The sequence below is a fragment of the Marivita sp. S0852 genome (genome assembly GCF_046591575.1).
GTDB lineage: Bacteria > Pseudomonadota > Alphaproteobacteria > Rhodobacterales > Rhodobacteraceae > Marivita.
Genome location: NZ_JBIQWA010000009.1, coordinates 35,312 through 59,669 on the forward strand (window position 1 = coordinate 35,312; position 24,358 = coordinate 59,669).

The following is a 24,358-nucleotide window of genomic DNA, read 5'->3' on the forward strand; positions in this document are numbered from 1 at the left end:
TTAGCACAACGGGACCAATTGATTCTTCACTGGTCAGGCCAACGCGGGGGGCAACCCGTTCAGGGCGACATCCACCGGAACGGTCGGCAAGTTCGATGCGATCCAGCCAGGCCCTTCGCCTGATCCCAACATCCCTTCCGAGATATCGGCGTAGCCCGAATAACCAGCTTGTCTCAACGCTCGAAGCAGCGATGCGGAGCGTCCGCCAGTGGCGCAGATCAGTCCAACAGTGCGATCACCGCTCAGTTCCTTGGCCCTGAACAATCGGTCCGGAAAACCGGACGCGTGCATGCTTATCGGCCATACACCAGCACCTACGCCGGTTTCTTGCCACTCTTTGTGCGTTCTGACATCGATGATCCGCGCCGTATCCGATAGAAGCGCGTCAAAGGCATTCTCTGCCGACCAGACAGATCGGCTCTGCGCCAACAGCGGTGACGCCGCGACGGTCAGCACCGTCATATGAGCACCCAGAACGAAACGGCGCCGGTTCAAATCAAGAGCCATATTCGAAAACCTCATCCTTTGATCGGTTGCGATCCCAAAGGTCACATAACATACGCGCGACGCTACCCGGGAGCACGACACGGTGCAGGCACAGATTTGTATCCATCTGTAGCAAGGGACTGACCTGATACAAACGGCTACAATTCTGCCCATGAAACAGAATGCAACGATGATCTAGGAAGGACGCCATGGGACCGCCACCTCATATCCTTATCGTGGACGACCACGCTCAGATACGCGAAAGCGTCGCGCGCTTCCTGGAGAAGAACGGAATGCGCACGACCGTCGCCAGGGATGCCGTGGAGATGGATGCCAAGCTGGCCACTGGTCACTTCGACCTCCTCGTGCTCGATGTCATGATGCCGGGCGAGGACGGTTTGTCGGTTTGCCGCAGACTTGCGCCAGAGGGTGATCTTCCGATCATCATGCTGACGGCGCTTGGTGAGGAAACGGATCGGATCGTGGGTCTGGAAATCGGTGCGGACGATTATCTCGCCAAGCCGTTCAATCCACGAGAACTGCTCGCCCGCATCAAGTCGGTTCTTCGGAGAAGCAACCGCGACGAACCTGTGGCCGGAAGCCTCGCTGGGAGGAAAGTCTCTTTTGCGCACTGGATACTGGATACCGACCGGCAGGTGCTGATTGACGAGTCCACCACCGAGACCCCATTGACGACCTCCGAGTTCAAATTGCTGGCGGTCCTGCTGGAACGCGCGAGGATGGTGCTCAGCCGTGACCAGTTGCTTGACCTGACCGCTGGTCGGACGGCAGGCCCGATGGATCGCACCATCGACAATCAGATCAGCCGTCTCCGCCGCAAAATCGAGCCGGATGTACTTAGGCCCAGTGTCATCAAAACGGTGCGGAACGGCGGATACTGTCTGGCTGCCGATGTCGAGGATGCGCCGTGATGCGCCGTGCGATGAGATCTCTGAGCGGCCAATTGATCCTGCTTGTGGTCGCGGCACTTGTCGTGGCCCAGGTGATCAGCCTGTTCCTGTTCGCCGACGAGCGCAGCCTTGCGATCCGTGCAGCTTTAGGATTCGAGGCCGCGGGTCGCGCAGCGAATGTCGCGCGGTTGATCGAAGAGGCCCCGCTGGATCTGCAGGACTCGATCCTTCGCGCGGCAAATTCGCCTCTGATCCGGTTCGATCTGTCGGACGCTCCGATCGTGGATCACACCGGTCATTCGGACGGCGGCATCGTGGAAGCGCGCATACGCGCCCTGATGGATGACAGCTACAGCCGGGATATTCGCGTTGAATTGCACGAGGTCGAGGGCGAGTTGCGGCCTCTTCCCAATCTCTCGGACGAGATGACAGAAATGCATCTCGCGATGATGCGCGGAGAGTTGACAGCGGTTGAAATGAACCTGTCCATCGCCATCAAGGGAGCGCGTTGGCTGAATGTCGGAACGCGGTTCGAGCGACCGCCGATCCAATGGCCTTTCTATTCGATGCTGACCTTCGGGATTTCCGCCGGACTGCTTCTGGTGGCGATCTTCTGGTTTGTAATGACGCGCCTGACGCGTCCTTTGCGGCACCTGTCGAAGGCCGCGGACCATCTTGGCCGGGGCGAAGATGTGGGCGAATTGGCGGTCACAGGGCCGACCGAGGTCAGAGATCTGACCGTCGCATTCAACCGCATGCAACGACGGCTGACCCGGTTTGTCAGTGATCGTACACGTATGCTCGCAGCCCTTGGCCACGATTTACGCTCGCCGTTGACTGCCATGCGTGTCCGCGCGGAGCTGGTTGACGAAGAAGAGACGCGGGACAGCCTCATCGCATCGGTCGAAGAGATGCAGAGTATGGTCGAAGCGACGCTCACCTTTGCACGCGGCCTTACCGGATCCGAAGGTGCCGAAGTGGTCGATCTGCGCAATTTTCTGGACAGCTTGTGCAGCGATATGGCGGCACACTGCACCTTTGCCCCGAGTGATGATGTTGCCGTGCGGCTTCGACCCAACGCGTTCCGAAGGGCACTGAGGAACTTGCTTGAGAACGCCGTTCGCTACGGTGGTGCCGCAAAAGTCAGCTGGGCGACCCACGGTTCGAACCTCGTACTCAACATCGATGACAATGGGCCCGGCATTCCCGTCGACCAGTTGGAAAAGGTCTTCGATCCGTTCTATCGCCTCGAGCAATCGAGGTCTCTGGAAACGGGCGGTTATGGGCTTGGGCTCTCAATCGCGAGGACAATCGTCCAATCCCATGGCGGCGATATCCAGCTGGTCAATCAGAACAGCGCGGGTTTGCGCGCTGTTGTCACCATCCCGTTGGATGAAACCGAACTGATCGAAGGAGAAACAGATGAAACTGAACGCGTTGATCCTGCCGTTGCTGGCCAGCTTGCCCGCCAGCATGGCGCAGGCTGATGGACCAGGCTCCTGGACGGGGCACATGTGGGGCAGTGGCTATGGCTTTATGGGCGGCTTCATGATGCTCGCCTTCTGGGGTGCGCTGATCGCATTGGTGGTGTTTCTGGTGTTCAGGCTGCGGGACAATGGCACCCGTCCCCCGGACTCGGACGCGCAGGAAGCGCTCAGGCGCCGCTTTGCAAATGGGGAAATCGACGAAGAAGAGTTCCGTCGCCGCAAAGCAACGCTCGACGAATAGACCCCGCCGCGGACGCCAAAGCCGTCCGACGCGACGCCCACCGACGCTGAATAGGAAAGAACGCCATGGTCCCGGAAATTGGTCACTTCGCACTGGCCCTCGCACTGGCGCTTGCGCTTGTTCAGAGTGTTCTACCGATTGCAGGTGCGTCGCGTAGAAATGCCGTCTGGATGAAATCCGCCCAGGCGACGGCAATAGGACAAGTGCTGTTTGTGGCCATCGCCTTCGCAGCGCTGATGCAGGCTTTCATCGTCAGCGATTTTACCGTCAGGAACGTCGTCGAGAACTCCCATTCGCTCAAGCCAATGCTCTACAAGGTGGCCGGGACCTGGGGCAGCCATGAGGGTTCGCTGCTGCTCTGGATCCTGATACTCGCGGTGTTCGGCGCGGGCGTCGCCTGGTTCGGATCGAACATCCCCGCCGAGACCAAGGCGCGCACCTTGTCGGTGCAGGCGTGGATCAGCGTCGGCTTCCTGTCCTTCCTGCTGCTGACGTCGAACCCCTTCGAGCGGGTGTTTCCGCCGCCGCTCGACGGCAATGACCTCAACCCGTTGCTTCAGGACATGGGTCTCGCCATGCACCCGCCGCTCTTGTATTTCGGGTATGTCGGCTTCTCCATCGTGTTTTCCTTTGCCGTTGCGGCTCTTCTGGAAGGGCGCGTCGATCCGGCCTGGGCCAGATGGGTCCGCCCGTGGACATTGGCCGCGTGGGTCAGCCTTACGGCAGGTATCGCTCTTGGATCGTGGTGGGCCTATTATGAACTGGGCTGGGGCGGCTGGTGGTTCTGGGACCCGGTCGAGAACGTGAGCTTCATGCCCTGGCTTCTGGGCACGGCGCTGCTGCATTCCGCCATCGTCACCGAAAAGCGCGACGCGTTCAAAAGCTGGACCATCCTACTTGCCATCCTGACTTTCTCGCTTTCGCTGCTCGGGACGTTCATCGTCCGGTCAGGCCTGCTTACATCCGTGCATGCCTTCGCCGTCGATCCAGAGCGCGGGCTTTACATTCTGGGTCTGCTGGCCGTGTCCATCGGTGGGTCGCTGGCGCTCTACGCCTGGCGGGCGCCCGAAATGGAGCCGGGTGGTCTGTTTCGCCCGATCAGCCGCGAGGCCGGGCTGCTCGTGAACAACCTCATTCTGGCCGCCGCTACGGGAACGGTCCTGTTCGGGACGCTTTATCCACTGATCCTGGAGGCTGTCACCGGGGACAAGATCTCGGTCGGTCCACCTTTCTTCAACGCGGCCTTCATTCCGATGATGCTGGCACTGGTCGTGTTCATGGGTCTTGGTCCATTCCTGTCGTGGAAGCGGGCTGATATCGCCGGTTTGCTCGATCGCATCCAATTCGTGGCCGTGCTGGCGGTCATTGCAGCCTTGGCCGCATGGTATCTTCTGAACGGTGGGCCGATCATGGCCTATCTTGCCATCCTCGGCGCAGCGTGGCTGCTTTTTGCGACCCTGCGGGAATGGGCGCTACGCATCCGTCTGTTCGAGGTTTCCCTTGCAGAGAGCGCGAGACGCGTGCGCAACCTGCCACGCGCCTCTCACGGTATGACGCTTGCCCATGCCGGCGTCGCTGTGTTGATGATGGGGATGATCGGCTCGACCGGATGGAAGAGTGAGGAGATCGTCTTTGCCGCCCCCGGGACCGAAGTCACGATCGCCGGGTTCGACATCACCTTCGAAGGGGCCGCAAAGGTTCAAGGGCCGAACTACATCGCGGATCGCGGCACCCTTGTGGTGCGTCGGGATGGCGAATTGGTCACGACACTTTTCCCGGAACGGCGGTATTACCCGGTCGCGGAAAGCCAGACGACGGAGTCGGCCATCCGCTCCACATTGGCGGGTGATCTCTATACGTCGATTGCAACGCCAGCCTCCGATCAAGTGAACAACGCCGGAGCATGGACCCTTCGGATCCTCTATGAACCGCTCGTCAACCTGATCTGGATCGGCTCGATCCTGCTGGTGATCGGTGGCTGTTTGTCCTTGTCGGATCGCCGTTTGAGGGTCGGGGCGCCGCGCCGTGCCAAACAGCCAGCCACCGATGCCGTTCCTGCCGAGTAGGAGAGAAGATGAAACGTCTCATTGCCGGGCTGCCGTTTATTGCGGCGGTCATATTCGGTGGGTTTTTTCTCTGGGGGCTCAATCCCGACCGGGATCCCAACGAGATCCCTTCCGTCCTGATCTCGCAACCGGCCCCGGCGTTCGACCTCGATCCCGTGCCGGGGTTGGAGACACCCGGCCTGGCCCGAAGCGATCTTGTCGGCAACGAACGACCGGTCGTGGTCAATGTCTTTGCGTCCTGGTGCGTGCCCTGCCGCGCGGAACATGCCGTGTTGACAAGATTTGTCGAACGAGACGGCATGCGGTTGTTCGGAATAAACTACAAAGACAAACCTGAGGATGCCGTGAAGTGGCTCAATGACCTCGGCAATCCCTACGAGCGGATCGGGTCCGACCTGTCGGGCCGGACCGGGATCGAATGGGGCCTGTCGGGCGTGCCGGAAACCTTCATCGTCGATAGCGATGGCACCGTTTTGTTTCGCTATGTCGGGCCGGTCGTGGGTCCGGACGCCGTCGAACGGTTCACGCAAGCCCTGAAGCAGGCAGGCGCACTGCCAAATGGAGCAGGTTCATGAGACAGTTGATTTTCGCGTTTTGCATCGGGCTCCTTCCCTTTGCCGCCAATGCGGTGGAACCGGACGAAATGCTGACCGACCCGGTATTGGAACAGCGTGCGCGGGAGATTTCCAAGGATCTACGATGCGTCGTCTGTCAGAACCAGGACATCGACAGTTCGAACGCGGGTGTGGCGCGGGACTTGCGTCTGCTCGTACGCGAGCGCCTGGTCGTTGGAGACAGCGACGCGGAGGTGATCGAATACATACGGGCGCGGTACGGGGATTACGTGCTGCTGAAACCGCCTCTGGAGCCTGCGACCTACGCGCTTTGGTTCGCTCCGATCGCTTTCGTTCTGATCGGGGTTTTCGTTGGTGGCGGGCTACTGATGAGTCGGCGAAAGCAAGAGGCATTTGAAGACTTGGGCTCGGAGGATGAGAACACCGTGTCCGAAATTCTCAGGCAAAACGAAGCGGGGGATGCGTCATGATCTGGGGTATTTTCGTTCTTTTGACGCTGGTCGCAATCGGAATTGTCCTCTACCCGCTGCTGCTGTCCAAATCGAACACTCTCACCAGAGGGGATGCGGTACCGGCGATCCTCGCCGATCAGATGCGGGAAATCCAACGAGACATGGACCGCGGTTTGATTTCTGAACAGGAAGCTCAAGCGGCCAGACTCGAGATCAAGAAACGGATCCTCGCGACGACCCGCAATTCGGAAGAAAAAGCCGGATCATCCCGTAATGGTGGCAGAGTCACTCTCGTTGTCGCGGCGGTCCTCGCGCCGGTTATTGCCGCGGGCTACTATCTGACGATGGGATCGCCGGAGGTTCCTTCAATGGCCTTCGCTGCCCGTGCAGAGGAGCGGGCACAGACTGATGAAGTGACGGCGCTGGCAATACAACTTCGCGAAAGGCTTGTATCCGATCCGACCGGCGGCCCTAGCGAAGGGTGGATGCTGTTGGGCCAGACCTATCAGCGCATGGGCAGAGCAGCCGATGCCGTCGAAGCCTTCGAAGTCGTTGCCGAACGGGAGGATGCCACCTCCGCGACATTCTCCATGCTGGCAGAGGCTGTCGCGGTTGCCAATGACGGCGTTGTTATTCCACGGGCGAAATTGGCCATTGATCGCGCTTTGGACCTTGACCCATCCAATCCTGCGGCAACCTACTTCGAGTCTCTGTATTACTTTCAGCAAGAAGAGACGCGTAAGGCCTACGATCTGCTTGTTTCACGACTGAATCAGGAAGAGGCTTACGTTCCCTGGATGGAGACCTATGCAGCGCAGATCAACCGGATTGCAGCGGCAGCTGACCTTCCGGTCGTCAATCTACCCAGCGGGCCGACGTCGCAACCAGGCCCGAGTGCCGCAGATGTCGCGGCGGCGTCGGAGATGAATGACGCGGATCGCGCGGAGTTCATCCGATCGATGGTCTCGCGGCTGGCCGAGCGTCTTGAGGATGAACCGGACGATCTGGATGGTTGGATGCGGCTGGCAAATGCCTATACCGTCCTTCAGGAGCCCGATCGCGCCGTTGAGGCCTACCGCAAGGCTGAAGCGCTGTTGGAGCAGCAGCCCGCCAGTGATCCTCGGCGTGCGGCGGTCCGTGCCGCGCTTGAGCGGCTCGGCGGCTGACTACTGCTCGGTGTCCCGGTCGAGCAGGTCACTCCTGTCCGGCAACCTTTGCGGAAACATCCCGACCACTGGCTTGCGCCAAGGCGTTCATCACGTCCTCGGTTTTTAGCAATTCGGACAGCACAATGCCGTTCGGTGCCGATGGTCCGTAGACGGCATTGAAGGGGATGCCGTATCTGCCGAAACTCTCAAGGTAGCGGGAAATGCGCGTGTCCGGGCGTGTCCAATCTGCCTGCATCGCCGTGACTCCAGGCGCTTCAAGCGCGCTCCGGACTGGCTCCCGATCGATGATAAGTGTCTTGTTCGCTTTGCAAGTCAGACACCAGTCAGCGGTCACATCGACAAAAACGACCTCTCCTGCGGACACGCGTTTCGCTATTTCCGAACGATCAAATGCGATCCAAGCCATTGCCAACTGCGGCGTCGAACGCGCAGGTGCTGATTGCTGCAAGAGAGGACCTGCGGCAATGGCCAGGACAAGGCTGGCTATGGCAATAGACCACCTGAATTGGGACTGCACATTCGGGAGAGATAGTATCAGAACGGCGAGACCGGACAACGCCGCGACCGCGATGACAGACGCAAGCCCGGCGACACCGTCGAGCACCCAGAACAGCCACACGGCGGTTGCAAGCAACAAAACCCCCATGACGCTTTTGATGATCAGCATCCATCGACCAGGCTTGGGCATGAATGCGACCAGACGCGGGAACGCGGCGATGACGAGATAGGGCAGGGCGAGGCCGAGCCCGAGGCTCGTAAAGACGATGAGGATGTCCACGCCACGCCCGGCCAAAGCAAAGGCCACCGCGGTGCCGAGGAACGGTGCCGAACAAGGCGTCGCCATGACGGCACCGAACATGCCAGTGAAAAAGTCGGCGGAATACCCGTTGCGTCCTCCGGCCCCTGCAAGCCGCGTCTGCATGCCGTGTGGAAGGGCGAACTCGAACGCTCCGAACAGATTTGCCGAAAAGACGAGCAGGACAGCGATCATCGCCGCAAGAAACAGCGGGCTTTGAAACTGCAAACCCCACCCGACGCTGAGGCCTGCCGTCTGGAGCGCCCAGAGGACGAGCGCCAGACCCCACATGAACGTCATGATGCCGGCGCTGGCAGCGACGAAACCGAACCGGACACGGGTTGTGTCGTGATCGGTGTGTTTGAGCACAGACGACACCTTGATGGACAGCACCGGCAGCACGCAGGGCATCACATTCAGGATCAATCCGCCCAGCAGCGCGATCGCGGCAATCCAGATCAGTTCCATCATGTCCGGTGTCGTGGCGGCCAGTTCAAAGGGTGGTGCTATTCCTTGCGCCACGCGATCCGCGATGATCGTGAAGGCCCGGTTCTCGCCGTCGGTGACGGTAATCGACGGAGCCACTGTCACATCCGTATTCGACGAGAGGATCGGCAAGCGCGCCCAAAGCAAACGATCCTCTTCTCCCAAACGGATATCGGGTTTGCCAAGCGCAACACCCATACCCAGTCCGGGAAACACATCCGGCGACTGGAGTGGTTCATCGACGCGAAGGCTGACGATCAACTCCGTGAGGTCTTCGTCGATGAAGGCATTTGCCTCGCTGACGCCGCTCGTCTTGGCCCCTTCGGGGACGCGCTCGGAAAACGTACCGATCAGCCCAGCCGAAGTGCTGTCGATGACGTTGCCCCGTCCGAGGCGAAGTGACAGGTCAAACTCTTCCGGGACACAGACATTGGAGCACACCAGCAGTTTGACCTGCGCGGAAAGAGTCACAGGTGCGCCGGGATCTTTGAGCGTTATGCGCAGCGGAAAGACGACTTCACCCGCATAACCAAAATTTTCGATGCCGAAGGCGGTGAAGCGCGTCGGGGCGGGCCACATGAATTCGACATCTGCGACGTTTTCGGAACCGCTCCATTCGACCGAAGGCGGTATTCCCACCTCGCCCGCCGACCGCCAATAGGTCTTCCAGTTTTCGTTCAGTTGAAGGTGAAGCCCGGCTGACAGAGTCTGTGTGTTCTCGGGAACGCCGTCCTGTACACTAATGAGATGCGCGGTGAGTGGCGCGCTCTGGTATTCAGCAGAGGTTGCTGCCGCGACACTTCCAGAGACAACGGCCAGGAGCACGAAGGGAATAAGCAAAACCCGTCGCAGGATCAAAAGGCAATCGATCAAGATACCTGCTTCCTTCCCATATTTTCCGCAGATTTCGCCAGGACGGCGGAAATTGCGTCAAAGTCCACCTGTGGCAAAACCCTGACGACCGTCCGCACAGACAATTCGCGCAACGCCAGTCGCAGAAGATGAAAGGGTTCGACACCCATCCGGCAGAAGGTCTGACGCTTGCTTCGTGGACACGATAGCCTTCAGATCTAGGCAGTCTGCAAGGCTTCCCGCGCAACCTCCAAGTAATGTAACCATCAACAGCAATACGAATACCTTTGCTTTCCCTCGCACATCACTGCCTGTTGCGGGCGACGCTAGGAATCACGGAACTTATGGGCTCGGGCGCTTCCTCGATAGTATCGTTTGCCTTGTCGGAATGGCACGATTTCCCCATGAATCTATGCATCACAAGATGCGCTCCAACGCACAACAGGAGCGGGGCGAAAGCCGATGCATTGCCCCACATACCCGCAAGCGTTCCGCCAGCGAGAAAAAAACCGATCACGGGCAACAGCATCACAATGCAACACGCCATCATTCCGTAATGCATGAGCTTGTCTGTAATCGGCTTATTCTTGGGATTTTCGTCGTCCATGACACCCTCTTTGTCTCGTTCCTGGCGTCATTTGCGACCCTCCAGCAGGGTAAGGTCAAGGATACAAATGGATACACTTCTCGCGGCCTTGTCAGGTTGCCTGATGCCGGGTCTCCCGTAAAAGACATGTACAAACCGTAGGCTAGGAGTGTGTCATGACGACATCGCGAAACAACAAGATCAATCGACGAAGCCTGTTGGGGTATGCGGCTGTCGCTTTGGTTGCACCAAGCGTGGTTCGAGCCGAAACCATTCGCCGCAACATTTCTTCTTTCCGAGTTCATGACTGGCAAGACCATTTCGACACGCTCGGCAAAGGGATCATCATCTCAGACACCGTGACGATGGCGCTACAGCACTGGACAGCGGACGGCGAGATGCGGATTTACCCGACATCCGTTCCGCTGACCGACGAACTCACCAAACGCGGTTACACTGAAGTGGTGGAAAAACGCAAAAACCCCAGTTGGGCGCCGACGCCCTCCATGCGGGAACGCAATCCGGAATGGCCGGCACGTATCGAGGGGGGTGATCCGGACAACCCCTTGGGTACTCGCGCACTGTACCTGTCGTGGCAGTACTACCGTATTCACGGGACACAGGACACGCGCAAGATCGGCCGCCGGTCGTCAAACGGCTGCATCGGTTTGTTCAACGAACAGATCGAGGAAGTCTACGAGCGAGCGCCTGTCGGCACTCAAGTCAAACTCATCTGACCCAACGGGCAAGGCGGAAGATACAGGCATGGACAAATTAACTGCGCTGATTGGTGCCGTTTTTGTTATCGGCGGGGGTTTTGCCGTTTGGCAGTTCGTTGGAGCCGAAGATTTAGCGGTTGGCCACTCCATGACGCCACCTGACACAAGCGAGATTGCCGAAGGCGATCCGATCGTCCAGGTCCAGCTGCCTGACGCACTCTCGCAGCAGGCGGCGCTTGGGAAGAACATATTCGAGGCAAAATGTTCCGAGTGTCACGGCGAAAATGCCGCCGGTCGCAACGGTGTTGCGCCGCCTCTCGTGCACAAGATCTACGAACCGAGCCACCATTCGGACATGGCTTTTGTTCTGGCAGCTCAAAACGGCGTCCGTGCACATCACTGGAATTTCGGTAATATGCCTAAGATCGAGGGATTGACCCAAGGAGACGTCAAGATGGTGGCCGCCTATGTCCGCGAATTGCAGCGGGCCAACGGGATCAACTGATGCGTTGGTCGAAGACGAACCGATGGATTCTGTCGGCCGTTTTCGGCCTTTTCCTTGTAGTACTCGGGGTGCCAGAGGCGCCGGTATATCATGGTGAAACGTCGTTGGGGCAGGAATACCATGGTCACGAAGACGCAGGGCCATCGACCGAGGCCTCTGGCCACTGCCATCCAGGCCTCGATTGTTCTGTCCCGGCAGCGTTATTGCTTCAGCCGAACATGGCGTACGAGCCTTCTTTTCTGAAAGCCGTCATGCAAGACGGCGCGATCCAACGAACCGAATTGCGCCCGATCAGCGATCCTCCACCGCCCCGACGGTGGGTCTGATTTCACATCGCTCGAAAAGCAGACCCAAAGAAGGATCGAAGACATGAAAAAGACGACTATCGTAGCGGCAGTGTTGATTGCAGGTACTGCGGTCACGGCATTCGCGCATAGCGGTGCCACCGGCATCGTGAAAGAGCGCATGGATGCCATGCTTGCAATGGGGAAGGCGGTCAAGACCGTGGCCCCGATGATGCGGGGCGAAACGGCCTATGACGCAGAAACAGTGCGCGATGCCGCGCGCCTGTTCCAGCAGCACGCCGGTGAGAGCATGACAAAGCTGTTCCCAGAGGGCACAGGGGGCATGCCCTCGGAAGCCAAGGACGAGGTGTGGACCGACTGGGAGCGCTTCGCGGCATTGGCAAGTCAGCTGGAAGAATACTCTGAGGGCCTGGAACGCGCAGCCGACAATGGATTGGGCGGCATGAGCGGCAATACCTCCATGGATGGCGCCTCGATGATGGGCGGCGGGTCAATGATGGGAGGCGATACAACCATGATGGGCGGGAGCACGATGATGGGCCGAGGCGACATGATGGATGCGGCCGCCATTGCCGAAATGCCCGCCGACGCAGCATTCGCGATGACGACCCAGGTCTGTTCCGCATGCCATGAACGCTTCCGGGCGGAAGAAGACTGACCATGCGCCGGTTCTTGACACTCGTCAGCGGGGCCGCCGTGCTGGGCGCGGCCAGCCTCGGCGTCGTGATTGCATGGCCTGTCGGCAGTGCAGTGACTCCGATTGCAATAGAGGGCAATGTCGACCGGGGCGCATATCTGGCGCGCGCCAGTGGGTGCATTGCCTGTCATACCAATTTTGAAGCGGGCGGCGCACCACTTGCCGGAGGGGCGCCGCTCGAAACCCCGTTCGGAACGTTCTACCCGCCCAACCTGACGACAGACCCGGAACATGGCATGGGCGAATGGACGGCAGAACAGTTCGCAAAAGCCGTGCGGCAAGGCATCGGCCCCGATGGAACGCCGTACTATCCGTCTTTCCCGTACACCTTCTATGCGGATTTTTCTGATCAGGATATCGCTGACCTCTGGGCGGCGTTTCAAACCGTGCCGCCCGTGGACGAGCCTGCACCAGAAAATGATGTCAGCTTCCCATTCGACCAACGATGGGGGCTGAAGCTCTGGCGAGCGGCGTTCTTCTACGATCCGGATACCGAACCGATTGAAGGGCGAAGCGACGCATGGAATCGAGGACGGGAATTGGTGCGCGGTGCGGCACATTGCGGAGCCTGCCATACGCCGCGCAATCTTGCGGGAGGCCGCGATATCGGTGCTTCCTTTGCAGGCAACGCCCAGCTTCCCGGTGGCAGCAAGGCCCCCGCGATACGGCCAAAAGACCTGGTCAAAAATGACTGGACGGTTTCAAACCTCGCTTATGCGCTCCAGACCGGCATCACCCCTTCGGGCGATGCTTTCGGCGGCAGCATGGCGGAAGTGGTTCGCGAGGGAACTCGGTTTCTGACACCTGCCGATCGCGAAGCGATGGCGCTTTTCCTGCTGAACAAGGACACGGTCGAGGCGGAGAACCCCGCGTCGAACTAACACCACGCGGGGGCAACACGCCCCCGCTTTCTCGAGGATCGAAATGAGACAAACACGTCGGGATTTCTTGCGCCATGCAACACTGGCGGCCTGCGCGGCGGCCATCCCGCAGTCGGCTTTTGCCGCGACCCCGTTCGAGGACCTGATTGCCAAGGTTGCACGTCGACAGCTTCTTCCGGACACCTACCCGGAAACAGAGATCTGGGGCTATGACGGCCTCGTTCCGGCCCCGGAAATCAGGGTCACACAAGGCGATCGGGTGCGTCGCAGGTTTCGCAACGAGGTACCCGATCCCAGTTCGGTTCACTGGCACGGAATCCGGATCGACAACGCGATGGATGGCGTTTCAGGGCTGACCCAAGAGGCCGTAGCGCCGGGTGGAACCTTTGACTACGACTTCGTCGTACCGGACGCGGGCACCTATTGGTATCACGCGCATAATCGCTCATACGAGCAAGTCGCGCGTGGTCTGCGCGGTGCCTTGATCGTCGAAGAGGTCGATGGACCGGACATCGACCGCGAGGAAGTCATCGTTCTGGAGGACTGGTTGCTCGACCCTGAGAGCGGGCAGCTGTTCGACAATTTCGAACAGCCCATGATGATGAGCCACGGTGGACGTACCGGCAACTTTATCACGACCAACGGGCGCTATGACCTGACCTTGCCCGCGCAGCGCAACGAGCGCATTCGCTTGCGGATCATCAACGCAGCAAGCGCTCGAATTTTCCCGCTGAGGCTCTCTGGATTCAGTGGCTGGACGGTGGCCGTGGATGGAATGCCAACCGGCCAACCCCAGTCGGTTGACGGCGAGTTGATCCTCGGCCCGGCACAGCGCGTCGACTTAATTGTGGATGTGACCGAAGACGAAGGCGGCACCGCCCAATTGCTTCGCATCGGCGATGATGATCAACTGACCCCGTTGGTGAGTTTTCTGGTCAACGGCACAGCCAGTTCAGTACCAAGAGGCAAGCCACTGCCGTTGCCGCCGAACCCCGCGGCACACGCCCCGGACCTTGCCGATGCGCGTGATTTGCGACTGGTCATGTCCGGCGGGGCAATGGGGCGAATGCAGTCCGCATTGCTTGGCGGGGAACGTCTTGGATTCCGTCAGCTTGCCCAAGCGGGCAAATTCTGGGCCCTGAATGATGTCGCCGAAATGACCTACACGCCACTGGCCGATCTATCCCTGAACGAGCCGGTGCGCCTGAAGATCGAGAACCAGACCGTTTTCCCACATGCGATGCACCTGCACGGGATGCATTTCCGCGAGCTGCGCCCCGACGGCGCGTTCGGGCCGATGCGGGACACGATCCTGTTGGCCGGCAACGAGTCCCGGGAGATCGCCTTTACGGCAGACAATCCCGGCAAGTGGCTGTTCCATTGCCACATGCTCAGCCACGCCGCATCTGGCATGACAACCTGGATACGGGTCACATGAGATATCTCGTTTGGTCCCTTCCGATCACTGTCGCAGCAGCCGCCTTCACGTATTGGCTCTCGACCAGTGCATCCTCGGATGTCGGCAGCGCGTCCAGGGCGGAGAGCTACGACATCGAAGAAGGCGCGTTGCTCTACGCAGAAAACTGTGCGTCTTGTCATGGCGCGGGTCTGGAAGGCCAGCCGGAATGGCGAACGCCCGGCGCGGATGGGCGCCTGCCAGCACCACCACATGATGAGACGGGTCACACCTGGCATCATCCTGACAGCCTGCTCTTCGATTACACAAAACTGGGGGGTGCGGCGCTTCTGGCGCGTCAGGGCGTCGAATTCGACAGTGGCATGCCCGGTTTCGCAGACGTGCTGACCGACCAGCAAATTCACAACATCCTGGCCTTCATCCGGTCCACCTGGCCAGACCGCATCCGCGAAGTCCAGGCCGCGCGGACAGAAGCCGACGAACAACGGGGAGAGAACTAAAATGCGTTTCAGACAAGCCTTCACGACGGTCGCGATAGCTGCCTTGCTTCCGATACCGGCACTCGCGGACGAACTGTCAGAGTCCCGGGTCAAGGAACTTGTGCTCGAGGCAATCCGCGAGAACCCGGAGATTGTCATGGAGGCCGTGGCGATCCTCGAACAAAGGCAGGCGCAAGCGCAGGAGCTCAGTCAGGCCCAAGTTCTGAATGACCAGCGCGATCTGATCGAGAACGATCCGAATGCGCCGGTTCTCGGCAACCTGGAAGGGGACGTCACTGTTGTGGAATTTTTCGACTACAACTGTCCCTATTGTCGGCGGGTCAAACCCGAGGTGCGGGCTTTGATCGAAGACGATCCCAACATTCGCCTCGTCTATCGTGAATGGCCCATTCTCGGAGACGGATCGGTGTTTGCCGCGAAAGCGGCCTTGGCAGCGCGCAAGCAGGACAAATACGAAGAGTTTCACTGGGCAATGATGGGGCTGGAAGGCCGCGCGGAAGAGGCCTCCGTGCTGCGCGTGGCCGAGGAGATCGGCCTGGATATCGCGCAGTTGCGCAAGGACATGGAGGCCCCCGAGGTCGAAGAGCACATTGCGACCTCCATGCAACTGACCCAAGCTCTGGGCTTTAACGGCACGCCGTCTTTCGTGATCGGGGATGCGCTGGTCCCGGGCTTCGTCGAAAAGGCGCAGCTTGCCGACTTGGTCGAGGAAGCCCGCAAAGTCGAAGACTGAAATTCTGTGCCCGGACCACCCTTGGGTGGTCCAGGCACTGCATCAAGCGGCCGCAGGTTCCACGTTGTAGCCCGCATCCCGAATGATCGCTTGGACCTGATCGGCTGGTAACACGCTGTCGACATGCACCTGTCGGGCAGAAAGGTCACATTCTACGCCTGCATTCGGATCTGCGCTCTTCACCGCGCTTTCGATTGCTGCGGTGCAATGCCCACAGCTCATGTCCGGAACGCTGAACTTCATCGGAACCACTCCTTGATCTGATTTCTATCGGTGACATGGGGCTTCCCCCCGCTGGAAGGTCAAGTGAAGAAATTTATTTGGCGCCCTCCCATTGACCCTCCAGTAACTGGAAGCCTCATATTCCACTTCGAATGGAAAAACAGGTGACACATATGCCCGAACCCAAACAGATCAGCCTGCCGATCGAAGGCATGTCATGCGCGTCCTGCGTTGGCAGGGTCGATCGCGCATTGAATGCAATCGACGGCGTAGAGGATGTGTCGGTGAACCTTGCCTCGGAAACTGCTCGCATGAGCGTGGACGCGCTCAAGCGCATTCCCGACATCATCGAATCCCTTCGCGAGCTGGGCTACCCCGCGCGGAAGGCCAGGGCCGAACTCACGATTGCAGCGATGTCCTGTGCCTCTTGCGTCGGGCGGGTCGATAAGGCGCTTGCCGCGGTGCCCGGGGTGGTCGAGGTGAACGTCAACCTCGCCTCAGAGACGGCGACGGTCGTTTACGTCGAAGGTCTTGTCACGACATCCGATCTGATCGAATCAAGCGGCGCGGCAGGGTATCCAGCAACCGTGGCAACGGCCCAGGCCGGTGACGACAGAGTTGCGCGCAAGGAGGAAGAGGCTCAGGCGCTTGCCAAACGGGTCACCTTTGCGGCCATCCTCGCCTTGCCGGTCTTCCTGATCGAAATGGGTGGCCACGTCATTCCGGCCGTTCATATGCTGATCGAGACCACGATTGGCCAGCAGACGAGTTGGCTTCTTCAGTTCGTGCTGACGACAATCGTTCTCTTCGGCCCGGGCCGGACGTTTTACACCAAGGGTTTCCCGGCCTTGTTCCGGGGTGCCCCCGACATGAACAGCCTCGTCGCGGTCGGCACCGGGGCGGCTTACCTTTATTCCGTGGTTGCGACATTCGTACCGTCGGTCCTGCCTGACACGCTGCGCACCGTCTATTTCGAGGCGGCAGCGGTCATCGTCGTTCTGATCCTTCTGGGGCGGTTTCTTGAAGCGCGCGCCAAGGGGAGAACGGGCGCGGCCATCCAGAAGCTATTAGGGCTTCAGGCGCGGACTGCACGCGTGATGCGGGACGGAGAAAGCGTCGAGATCGAGATCGATGCGCTGGTTCAGGGTGACATCGTCATCGTGCGCCCTGGTGAACGCATCGCGGTCGATGGCGAGGTCATCGAGGGGACCAGCCGCGTCGACGAAAGCATGCTGACAGGCGAGCCGATCCCCGCTGAAAAAGGTGCCGGAGATACGGTGACCGGCGGGACGGTCAACGGCGCCGGAAGCCTACAGTTCCTCGCCACGCGGGTCGGCGCCGACACGACCCTGGCGCAGATTATTCGCATGGTCGAAGAGGCCCAGGGCGCCAAACTGCCGATCCAGGGATTGGTCGACCGGATCACCTTGTGGTTCGTGCCTGCCGTGATGGCGATCGCGGCGGCGACCGTGCTGGTCTGGCTGTTTTTCGGGCCTGATCCGGCCCTGACGATGGCGCTGGTCGCCGGTGTGTCGGTGCTCATCATCGCGTGCCCCTGCGCGATGGGGCTTGCGACGCCGACCTCGATCATGGTCGGGACGGGACGTGCTGCGGAAATGGGTGTCCTGTTCCGTAAAGGTGACGCCTTGCAGCAACTTGATTCCGTTGATGTGGTCGCCCTCGACAAAACAGGCACGGTGACCGAGGGGCGACCCGCACTGACTGACCTTGTGCTGGCGGAAGGGTTCGATCGCCCAACAACGCTCTCGAAGATCGCTGCCGTGGAGTCGCTCTCCGAGCATCCTGTCGCGGACGCCATCGTGCGGGCCGCGCGGGCCGAGGGCGCACCTCTTGTGGCGGCCGAAGGCTTTCAATCGGTCACAGGTTACGGCGTGCGCGCCGTGGTCGAAGACGTGGAGGTGTTGGTTGGGGCCGACCGCTACATGGCGCGCGAAGGCATTGACGTCTCGGCATTGGCTCCAGAGGAAACGAAGATCGCAAGCAAGGGTCGCACGGCGCTTTACGCTGCCATAGATGGGCGTGTCGCCGCCGTGATCGGCGTGGCCGATCCGGTCAAACCGGGAAGCCGCGCAGCCATCGCAGCGCTGCACGAAAAGGGTCTTGCGGTTGCGATGATCACCGGCGACAAACGCGAAACCGCCGAAGCCATCGCCCGCGAAACCGGTATCGACCACGTCATCGCCGGCGTCCTGCCGGACGGCAAGGTTGCGGCGCTCGACAGTTTGCGCCAAGGGAACAAGCGCATCGCCTTTGTCGGCGACGGGATCAACGACGCCCCGGCGCTGGCGCATGCCGATGTGGGCATCGCCATTGGAACCGGCACCGATGTGGCCATCGAATCTGCGGATGTCGTCCTGATGTCGGGCGATTTGCGCGGCGTGGTGAACGCCTTCGAAGTATCGCGGCGGACCATGCGCAACATCCGGCAGAACCTGTTCTGGGCCTTTGCCTACAACGTGGCACTTATTCCGGTCGCTGCCGGGGTGCTTTATCCCGCCTTTGGGTTGCTCCTGTCACCAATCCTTGCGGCGGGTGCGATGGCGTTGTCCTCGGTGTTTGTCCTGACCAATGCCCTGCGGCTGCGGCGCATCGCGCCTGCGATGGACGAGCAGCGCGCAATCCCGGCAGAGCTGGCAGCCGCCACTCCTGCTCCAGCAGAATAACGGAGGTTCGACATGAACATCGGAGACGTTGCCCGACAATCGGGTGTGCCCCCAAAAACAATCCGCTACTACGAGGACATCGGGCTGATCCGCCCGAACCGTAGCGAGAACGGCTACCGCGCGTTCACCGAGAGCCACATTCACAAGCTGGCGTTTCTGGGTCGCGCACGGGCCTTGGGGTTCACCATCGAAGATTGCAGGACGCTCCTGTCGCTCTACGAGGATGAAAACCGCGAAAGCATGCAAGTGAAGGCGGTTGCGGAAGACCATCTGCGCCAGATCGAGGAAAAGATCGCGAAACTGCAATCCATGCGCGCGACGCTCGCCGAACTGGTGGAAAAATGTGCCGGGGATCACCGGCCCGACTGCCCCATCATCGAGGATCTGTCGCCGGAGCGGTTGGCCAAGTGACAGGCAAGAAGGGGCTGTACCTCAGAACCAGATCGCGCGGACCGGCATCCAGATACCCATGAAGATCATCATCAGGTTTTCCGTCAGCGAAATGAACCCCAGCGGGACGGAACTGTCACCGCCGACGCAGGCGCATTTCAGCTCTCTCTTGTCGATATAAACAGCCTTGAACACGCTGACAGCGCCGACCGTGCCGATAAACAGGGCGACAGGCGCCGAGAGCCACAGCAGCGCGCCGGCAGTCATCAGGACACCTGCCAACGCTTCGCCGAACGGGTAGACCTTGCCGTATCGCACCCATTTGCGCGCCAGCAGATCGTAGTTGAGGAACATCGTCGAAAACCCTTCGACATCCTGCAATTTCTGGATCGCGAGAATGGTCATGGACAGCGAAATGAACCATTCGAACCCCCGCAAGGTAAGGACCGACCCGTACTGGTGCCAAGACAGGCCCAATGCCAACAGCGCGGCAACGGAAAAGATCGCGATGACCGGCTGGTAGGTCGTGTCGCTTTGCTCTTCCTCGGGTGGGTCAATGTCGAAAAACACCCTGAGATCATCGTAACCGCCGATCCGTTCGTCCCCGATGAAAGTCTGCGGCGTCGTCTCGACCCCGTGCTTCTCCATGAAAGCATCGGTGTCTTCACGGGTGTCAAGCGGATGGTCTTCCACCTCGAAGCCTTGCCGCTCCAGCAGGTCTTTCGATTTCAGACCGTAGGGGCAGACATGGCCCGGCATGACCATGCGATAAAGCTGCGCGGATTTACTGTCTGTGTCGCGGGGCATGTCCTTTCCTCCTTATCCGCTGCACGTAAGTTGACCACGGAACCCGGCTTCGTAGTCGGTTCCCGCGCTGACGATCAGATCGGTCAGGTCACCGTTCGTCTCTGCGATCTCGGCCGACAGCGGGCCTTCAGAAAATGCATTTTCGCCCTGCGCATTCAGGCGCACCAGATCACCGCTGATCTTCATTGCGGCGGCAGACCCTTCGCCGGTTTCACCAGTCACCAGTACAGCCGGACTGTCCGAGGTGTAAGCAAAGCGGCAATTTCCGCCATTCGGGAACACCGCAGCGATTTCGTCTTCCGTCAGAAACTCAGGATCGACCTTCGACACGACCTCCGTTTGAAGCGCCTGTTGCGCATCCACAACCTGCGCCGGCGTTTCGCTTCGCGTGGCCGATGCTTCGCCGTTTGCTCCAATGTCAGCAATAAGGTAGCGCATTTCGGCGATTTCCTTGTCCTGCGCATAGATGATGTCGTCTGCGAGCCCCCGGACGCGCGGGTCGGTGATCTCGGCACGAGTCGACGTCATGATGGCGATCGAGTGGTGCGGGATCATGGCGCGCATGTAGGACCTGTCCTGCACCGTGAATTGCCCGCGAACCAGCCAGAGGCTCGCCGCGAAAAGGACTATTGCGCCAACGAAAATCGCGATGTTGGCTTTGTTGTTCTGATACATGGACAACATGTACGCCAACATGATCACGGCCATGGTCGCCCCCATCAGGATGGCCATGTAAAGGCGTGTCTCCGAAAAGAAGATATGGCCCCAAAGATAGGTGTTCAGGTACATCAGAACGAACATGACCACGGTCGATGTTCCGATCATCATAAAGAATCGTGAGTAGTGCATTTCCAGTCACCTCCTTGCAGTTCTCTGTAAAACAACAACATTCCAGCGCTGGAGAGTTCCAAAAGCACGAATTTTCGTAGTTTCAAGGCAACAAAGGCGCGTCGTTTGCCCCGGTTCACGGCTTCTTTTCTTTGCCCCTGACGCGCACTGAATTTTCATGGGTCCGAGAAGATCGCGCCATGCAGAATTTCACGAGACGAGAATTGATTTGTGCCGGAGCGATGGGTTGCTTTCTGCCCACAACTGCCTGGGCCCACAAAGTCAAATTGCCCGAACGGTTCGAACCACAATTGGTAAACACCCGTCGTGGTGACTGGGTTAAAGGCGATGTCCACGTCGTTCCCGACGATTTTTTCCTTTATTTCATGCTCGAGGACGGGATGGCGATCCGCTACGGGGTCGGGGTAGGGCGCAAAGGTTTGTACGAACCCGGAGAGTTCACGGTAGCGCGCAAGGCCAAATGGCCATGGTGGCGGCCAACGAACGCCATGATCCGGCGCGAGCCACGCAAATACGCAAAGTACAAGGATGGACTGAAAGGCGGGCCAAACAACCCGCTCGGGGCCCGCGCGCTCTATCTCTACGATGCCGAGGGACGCGATACCTATCTTCGCATTCATGGAACGAACGCCCCGGAGACAATTGGGTCTGCCGTGTCGAATGGATGCGCGCGGTTGACGAATGAACATGTGAAGGATCTGTACGAACGCGTTGAAATCGGCGCCCGCGTCTTCCTGTATCCCAAAGTGACAACGGCGTGAGGAGTGTTCTGTCGCCTTGAAGTTCCTCTTCCGGAAATGGCACAAGTGCGGCAGTTGGCGAAAGCCAGTCTATCATTCATGAGGTGACGGAATTGTCTTTGAGCCGGAGGTCTTTCCTTGGCGGGATGACCGTTGCGCTGGCTGGTACCCGCTTGCCAGCAGCGACACACGAGTTGATCCTCGCGCCCCAATCGATCAAGGCGCACCTTGCTGGGTACGACGTGTCGATGTTGGGCTTCAACGGTGGTCTGCCGGGCCCAGAAGTCAGAATGCGACAAGGACAAACCGCCCGCATTACCCTCGATAACCGATTGGAGGAGGGCGCTCTCGTTCACTGGCATGGGTTGCGGGTTCCAAATCGGATGGATGGTGTCAACGTCCTCACTCAGGATGTGGTCATTCCGGGCGACTCGTATCGTTATCAATTCGGCGTCCCGGATGCCGGCACGTATTGGTATCACTCGCATTACCTGTCTTACGATCAGGTCAGCCGCGGTCTTTTCGGCGCCTTCATCGTCGAGGAGCAAAATGCGCCGGCTGTCGACCATGACATCGTTGTTCAGTTCTTCGATGTCTTGCTGGATCAGTCCGGGCAGTACGACGAAGCGTTCAACCCGGCCCACTTCGCAACCGAGGGCCGTATCGGCAATACGGTCACGGCACTTGTTTTCAATGGAACCGGCAAGACTGTGAAACGAGGCGACCGTCTGCGACTGCGTCTCATAAATCCCTCTATCGACAGGGTGTACCGTGTCGGCCTGGATGGTTTGATAGGCAAGATCGTTGCACTGGATGGCATGCCTCTGGCGCATCCTCGGACGCTCGAACCGATCCTTCTCGCTCCGGGGCAAAGATGCGATGTGATTGGTGATGCGACCGGGCCTATTAGATTCGACGACAGCTTTGGAGAACAGACGTTGAGCCTTGGCGAAATCGCTGTTTCCGGTTCCCGTGAGCCCGCGAAAGCGCCCATCACCGCATTGCCCGCCAACCGAATGCCCGCCCCGAAAGACCCCGGCCAAACCGCGGAGCTGGTGCTCCAGGGAGGTGCGGGAAGCGCGTCCCACAACGGCACAGGGACATGGGCGCTCAATGACGTATCCGGCCTGCCTCGAAGGCCTTTCCTATCCGCCGCGCAGGGGACGACCGCGCGCATTTCGATCCGCAACGAAACCGGGTTCCCACACGTCATGCATCTGCATGGCCACCATTTCTGGGAACTCGATGCGGCGGGTGAAGCCGGTCCATACCGGGACTCGACCTATCTGGATACCGGCGAGACGCGGGATATTCTCGTCGTCCTGGACAATCCGGGATCGTGGATGCTGCACTGCCACATGTTGAGCCACCAAGCCGACGGTATGGCAACGTGGATCAGAGTCGGCTGAGGGTCGAGACGGATACATACCGTTACAAATCTCTGAATGATAACAGGCCTTTCGCCGTCTACGTAACCTGACAAGCGAGAAACAGGTCCATCGACTGCCAATGGGAGCGTTCATTGACCCTGACACCAAAATCTCTCGGCATGACTGCGGCGGCAGGATCAGCCGCCTTGCTGTTGGGGGCCTTCGTTTTCCAGGCTCTTGGGTACGCGCCGTGCGCAATGTGCATCTGGCAACGCTACCCACACGCAATCGCCATTGGAATGGGCGCTCTGTTGCTCTTTGCTCTGCCGATTTTGCCAATCCTGATAATCGGTGCCCTGTCGGTACTCAGCACATCCGCGTTGGGAGTGTTTCATACCGGTGTCGAGCGCGGCTGGTGGGAGGGACCGACTTCTTGCACGGGATCCGGCCTCGATGTTTCCCAAATGTCGGTATCGGAATTGCTGCCCTCTGCCAGTTCAAATACGTCCAATCTTGTTCTGTGCAGTGAGGTTGTCTGGGAATTTCTGACGTTGTCCATGGCCAGTTGGAACGCGATCCTAAGCGGTGTCCTTGCTTGCCTCTGGTTGGTCGCGATCGCAAGACATCAAAAGGTTCGGTGGCATGGGGTCGCGGACGTTTCTTGAATCGTCCCGCATTCATCGAAAACAAACAAAGGGCTTCGCTTCATGGTTACAAGACGACACTTCCTTGCACTTTCCGCCTCGCTGTTTTCAGCGTCTCTGAGTTCGCCAGCATTCGCTAAGACCTGGCCGTCAACAGCCGAAAAAGCAGCTTGGGATGCGCAGATCACGCCCGCCAACTATGACCCGGCAACAACCAACCCATGGGGGCTGCATCCCAGGCTGCTGCCGCAACGCGTTTTGGCGAATGACGGTTTGCGCCCGGGTGACATTCACGTCGATGCGATCGCGCGCTATCTGTACCATATCGAGGAAGGTGGCACCGCGATGCGATACGGGGTGGCGATTGCCAAGGGCGATCTCTATGAACCCGGCACCTATACGATCCGCCGAAAGGTCGAATGGCCGCACTGGACGCCAACGCAGTCAATGATCGAACGCGATCCGGAGGCTTACGAGCGGTTTGCCGACGGTATGGAGCCCGGCCCCAACAATGCCTTGGGCAGCAGGGCTTTGTATCTATTCGTCGGAGATCGGGATACGTACCTTCGAATTCACGGAACGCCGAGCCCTCGCAGCATTGGCGGCCGGGCCAGTTCGGGATGCGTGCGCATGGTGATGGCCCACATCAATGATCTCTATCCGAATGTCGCTGTCGGATCGACGGCGTTCCTTTACTCGGCCGAAGACAGCGTTACCGCTCGAAGCTAACCTATTGCATCTTTGGCTCACACGCCGAGGACTGCGTCGTGCAGGGACATCTTCCAATG

The 24,358-nt window shown here is 59.5% G+C and carries 26 protein-coding genes; 20 read left to right on the plus strand and 6 right to left on the minus strand.

Annotated features, from left to right (window positions below):
- Positions 1 to 33: 33 nt before the first annotated feature.
- Entirely contained in the window at positions 34 to 507 is a 474-nt protein-coding gene (locus ACG74X_RS17025) for a rhodanese-like domain-containing protein (RefSeq protein WP_008327269.1), read from the minus strand.
- Between the two features lie 188 nt (positions 508 to 695).
- Here ACG74X_RS17025 and ACG74X_RS17030 point away from each other — a divergent pair, with 188 nt between their 5' ends.
- The 7 genes from ACG74X_RS17030 (at position 696) to ccmI (ending at position 7,384) form a co-directional block, all read left to right on the plus strand.
- Positions 696 to 1,418, plus strand: coding sequence for a response regulator (locus ACG74X_RS17030; protein ID WP_007803380.1), 723 nt, complete (start codon positions 696 to 698; stop codon positions 1,416 to 1,418).
- Positions 1,418 to 2,884 (plus strand): ATP-binding protein, encoded by a 1,467-nt coding sequence (locus ACG74X_RS17035; RefSeq protein WP_009807480.1) that lies wholly within the window; start codon positions 1,418 to 1,420, stop codon positions 2,882 to 2,884. The genes ACG74X_RS17030 and ACG74X_RS17035 overlap by 1 nt, the downstream gene beginning before the upstream one ends.
- Positions 2,820 to 3,125, plus strand: coding sequence for an SHOCT domain-containing protein (locus tag ACG74X_RS17040; protein WP_222481198.1), 306 nt, complete (start codon positions 2,820 to 2,822; stop codon positions 3,123 to 3,125). The genes ACG74X_RS17035 and ACG74X_RS17040 overlap by 65 nt, the downstream gene beginning before the upstream one ends.
- A 65-nt stretch (positions 3,126 to 3,190) precedes the next feature.
- On the plus strand, positions 3,191 to 5,191 hold the full coding sequence (locus tag ACG74X_RS17045) for a heme lyase CcmF/NrfE family subunit (protein WP_012187039.1): 2,001 nt from the start codon (positions 3,191 to 3,193) through the stop codon (positions 5,189 to 5,191).
- A gap of 8 nt (positions 5,192 to 5,199) precedes the next feature.
- The gene (locus ACG74X_RS17050; RefSeq protein ID WP_009807483.1) at positions 5,200 to 5,766 is read left to right on the plus strand and encodes a DsbE family thiol:disulfide interchange protein; all 567 of its coding nucleotides are present in this window, start codon (positions 5,200 to 5,202) and stop codon (positions 5,764 to 5,766) included.
- Positions 5,763 to 6,236 carry a cytochrome c-type biogenesis protein CcmH gene (locus ACG74X_RS17055; protein ID WP_009807484.1) on the plus strand — a complete coding sequence of 158 codons (474 nt, stop codon included), beginning with the start codon at positions 5,763 to 5,765 and terminating at the stop codon, positions 6,234 to 6,236. Before ACG74X_RS17050 ends, ACG74X_RS17055 begins: the two co-directional genes overlap by 4 nt.
- Positions 6,233 to 7,384, plus strand: coding sequence for a c-type cytochrome biogenesis protein CcmI (gene ccmI / locus ACG74X_RS17060; RefSeq protein WP_008327282.1), 1,152 nt, complete (start codon positions 6,233 to 6,235; stop codon positions 7,382 to 7,384). Before ACG74X_RS17055 ends, ccmI begins: the two co-directional genes overlap by 4 nt.
- Before the next feature lie 28 nt (positions 7,385 to 7,412).
- Here ccmI and ACG74X_RS17065 read toward each other — a convergent pair whose 3' ends face one another.
- Complete coding sequence (locus ACG74X_RS17065) at positions 7,413 to 9,542, minus strand: protein-disulfide reductase DsbD family protein (RefSeq protein WP_411236391.1); 2,130 nt, start codon at positions 9,540 to 9,542, stop codon at positions 7,413 to 7,415.
- A gap of 283 nt (positions 9,543 to 9,825) precedes the next feature.
- Entirely contained in the window at positions 9,826 to 10,128 is a 303-nt protein-coding gene (locus ACG74X_RS17070; RefSeq protein ID WP_007803398.1) for a DUF2933 domain-containing protein, read from the minus strand.
- Positions 10,129 to 10,283: 155 nt separating this feature from the next.
- Here ACG74X_RS17070 and ACG74X_RS17075 point away from each other — a divergent pair, with 155 nt between their 5' ends.
- From ACG74X_RS17075 to ACG74X_RS17105, 7 genes are all read left to right on the plus strand, one after another.
- A complete protein-coding gene (locus ACG74X_RS17075) occupies positions 10,284 to 10,844 on the plus strand; it encodes a L,D-transpeptidase (protein WP_009807486.1) in 561 nt (186 codons plus the stop codon).
- Between the two features lie 28 nt (positions 10,845 to 10,872).
- Positions 10,873 to 11,331 carry a c-type cytochrome gene (locus ACG74X_RS17080; RefSeq protein ID WP_007803401.1) on the plus strand — a complete coding sequence of 153 codons (459 nt, stop codon included), beginning with the start codon at positions 10,873 to 10,875 and terminating at the stop codon, positions 11,329 to 11,331.
- Positions 11,332 to 11,700: 369 nt separating this feature from the next.
- On the plus strand, positions 11,701 to 12,294 hold the full coding sequence (locus ACG74X_RS17085; RefSeq protein WP_007803403.1) for a c-type cytochrome: 594 nt from the start codon (positions 11,701 to 11,703) through the stop codon (positions 12,292 to 12,294).
- 2 nt (positions 12,295 to 12,296) lie between these two features.
- Complete coding sequence (locus ACG74X_RS17090; RefSeq protein ID WP_007803405.1) at positions 12,297 to 13,214, plus strand: c-type cytochrome; 918 nt, start codon at positions 12,297 to 12,299, stop codon at positions 13,212 to 13,214.
- 43 nt (positions 13,215 to 13,257) lie between these two features.
- Positions 13,258 to 14,652, plus strand: coding sequence for a multicopper oxidase family protein (locus ACG74X_RS17095; RefSeq protein WP_007803406.1), 1,395 nt, complete (start codon positions 13,258 to 13,260; stop codon positions 14,650 to 14,652).
- Positions 14,649 to 15,131 (plus strand): c-type cytochrome, encoded by a 483-nt coding sequence (locus ACG74X_RS17100; protein WP_007803408.1) that lies wholly within the window; start codon positions 14,649 to 14,651, stop codon positions 15,129 to 15,131. The genes ACG74X_RS17095 and ACG74X_RS17100 overlap by 4 nt, the downstream gene beginning before the upstream one ends.
- A gap of 1 nt (position 15,132) precedes the next feature.
- Positions 15,133 to 15,864: a DsbA family protein gene (locus tag ACG74X_RS17105; RefSeq protein ID WP_009807488.1), complete on the plus strand. Its 732-nt coding sequence runs from the start codon at positions 15,133 to 15,135 to the stop codon at positions 15,862 to 15,864.
- Between the two features lie 42 nt (positions 15,865 to 15,906).
- Here the strand turns inward: ACG74X_RS17105 and ACG74X_RS17110 are convergent, their stop codons facing one another.
- Positions 15,907 to 16,107, minus strand: a complete 201-nt coding sequence (locus tag ACG74X_RS17110; RefSeq protein ID WP_007803412.1) for a heavy-metal-associated domain-containing protein — start codon at positions 16,105 to 16,107, stop codon at positions 15,907 to 15,909.
- Between the two features lie 152 nt (positions 16,108 to 16,259).
- Between ACG74X_RS17110 and ACG74X_RS17115 the strand changes: the two genes are divergently transcribed.
- Both ACG74X_RS17115 and cueR read left to right on the plus strand, forming a co-directional pair.
- Positions 16,260 to 18,770, plus strand: a complete 2,511-nt coding sequence (locus ACG74X_RS17115; protein WP_411236394.1) for a heavy metal translocating P-type ATPase — start codon at positions 16,260 to 16,262, stop codon at positions 18,768 to 18,770.
- Positions 18,771 to 18,782: 12 nt separating this feature from the next.
- Positions 18,783 to 19,181 (plus strand): Cu(I)-responsive transcriptional regulator, encoded by a 399-nt coding sequence (gene cueR, locus ACG74X_RS17120; protein WP_007803416.1) that lies wholly within the window; start codon positions 18,783 to 18,785, stop codon positions 19,179 to 19,181.
- A 21-nt stretch (positions 19,182 to 19,202) separates the two neighbouring features.
- On the opposite strand, the gene ACG74X_RS17125 is transcribed toward cueR, so the two are convergent.
- Positions 19,203 to 19,967: a MauE/DoxX family redox-associated membrane protein gene (locus tag ACG74X_RS17125; protein ID WP_012187037.1), complete on the minus strand. Its 765-nt coding sequence runs from the start codon at positions 19,965 to 19,967 to the stop codon at positions 19,203 to 19,205.
- 12 nt (positions 19,968 to 19,979) lie between these two features.
- Positions 19,980 to 20,816, minus strand: coding sequence for a DUF305 domain-containing protein (locus tag ACG74X_RS17130; protein ID WP_411236396.1), 837 nt, complete (start codon positions 20,814 to 20,816; stop codon positions 19,980 to 19,982).
- A gap of 179 nt (positions 20,817 to 20,995) precedes the next feature.
- Here ACG74X_RS17130 and ACG74X_RS17135 point away from each other — a divergent pair, with 179 nt between their 5' ends.
- The 4 genes from ACG74X_RS17135 to ACG74X_RS17150 all read left to right on the plus strand — a co-directional run bounded on the left by ACG74X_RS17135 (position 20,996) and on the right by ACG74X_RS17150 (position 24,299).
- The gene (locus ACG74X_RS17135; protein WP_012187183.1) at positions 20,996 to 21,577 is read left to right on the plus strand and encodes a L,D-transpeptidase; all 582 of its coding nucleotides are present in this window, start codon (positions 20,996 to 20,998) and stop codon (positions 21,575 to 21,577) included.
- A gap of 125 nt (positions 21,578 to 21,702) precedes the next feature.
- A complete protein-coding gene (locus tag ACG74X_RS17140; protein WP_007803424.1) occupies positions 21,703 to 22,965 on the plus strand; it encodes a multicopper oxidase family protein in 1,263 nt (420 codons plus the stop codon).
- Between the two features lie 140 nt (positions 22,966 to 23,105).
- A complete protein-coding gene (locus ACG74X_RS17145) occupies positions 23,106 to 23,591 on the plus strand; it encodes a disulfide bond formation protein B (protein WP_008327308.1) in 486 nt (161 codons plus the stop codon).
- Between the two features lie 42 nt (positions 23,592 to 23,633).
- Positions 23,634 to 24,299 (plus strand): L,D-transpeptidase, encoded by a 666-nt coding sequence (locus tag ACG74X_RS17150; protein ID WP_411236399.1) that lies wholly within the window; start codon positions 23,634 to 23,636, stop codon positions 24,297 to 24,299.
- Positions 24,300 to 24,358: the final 59 nt, after the last annotated feature.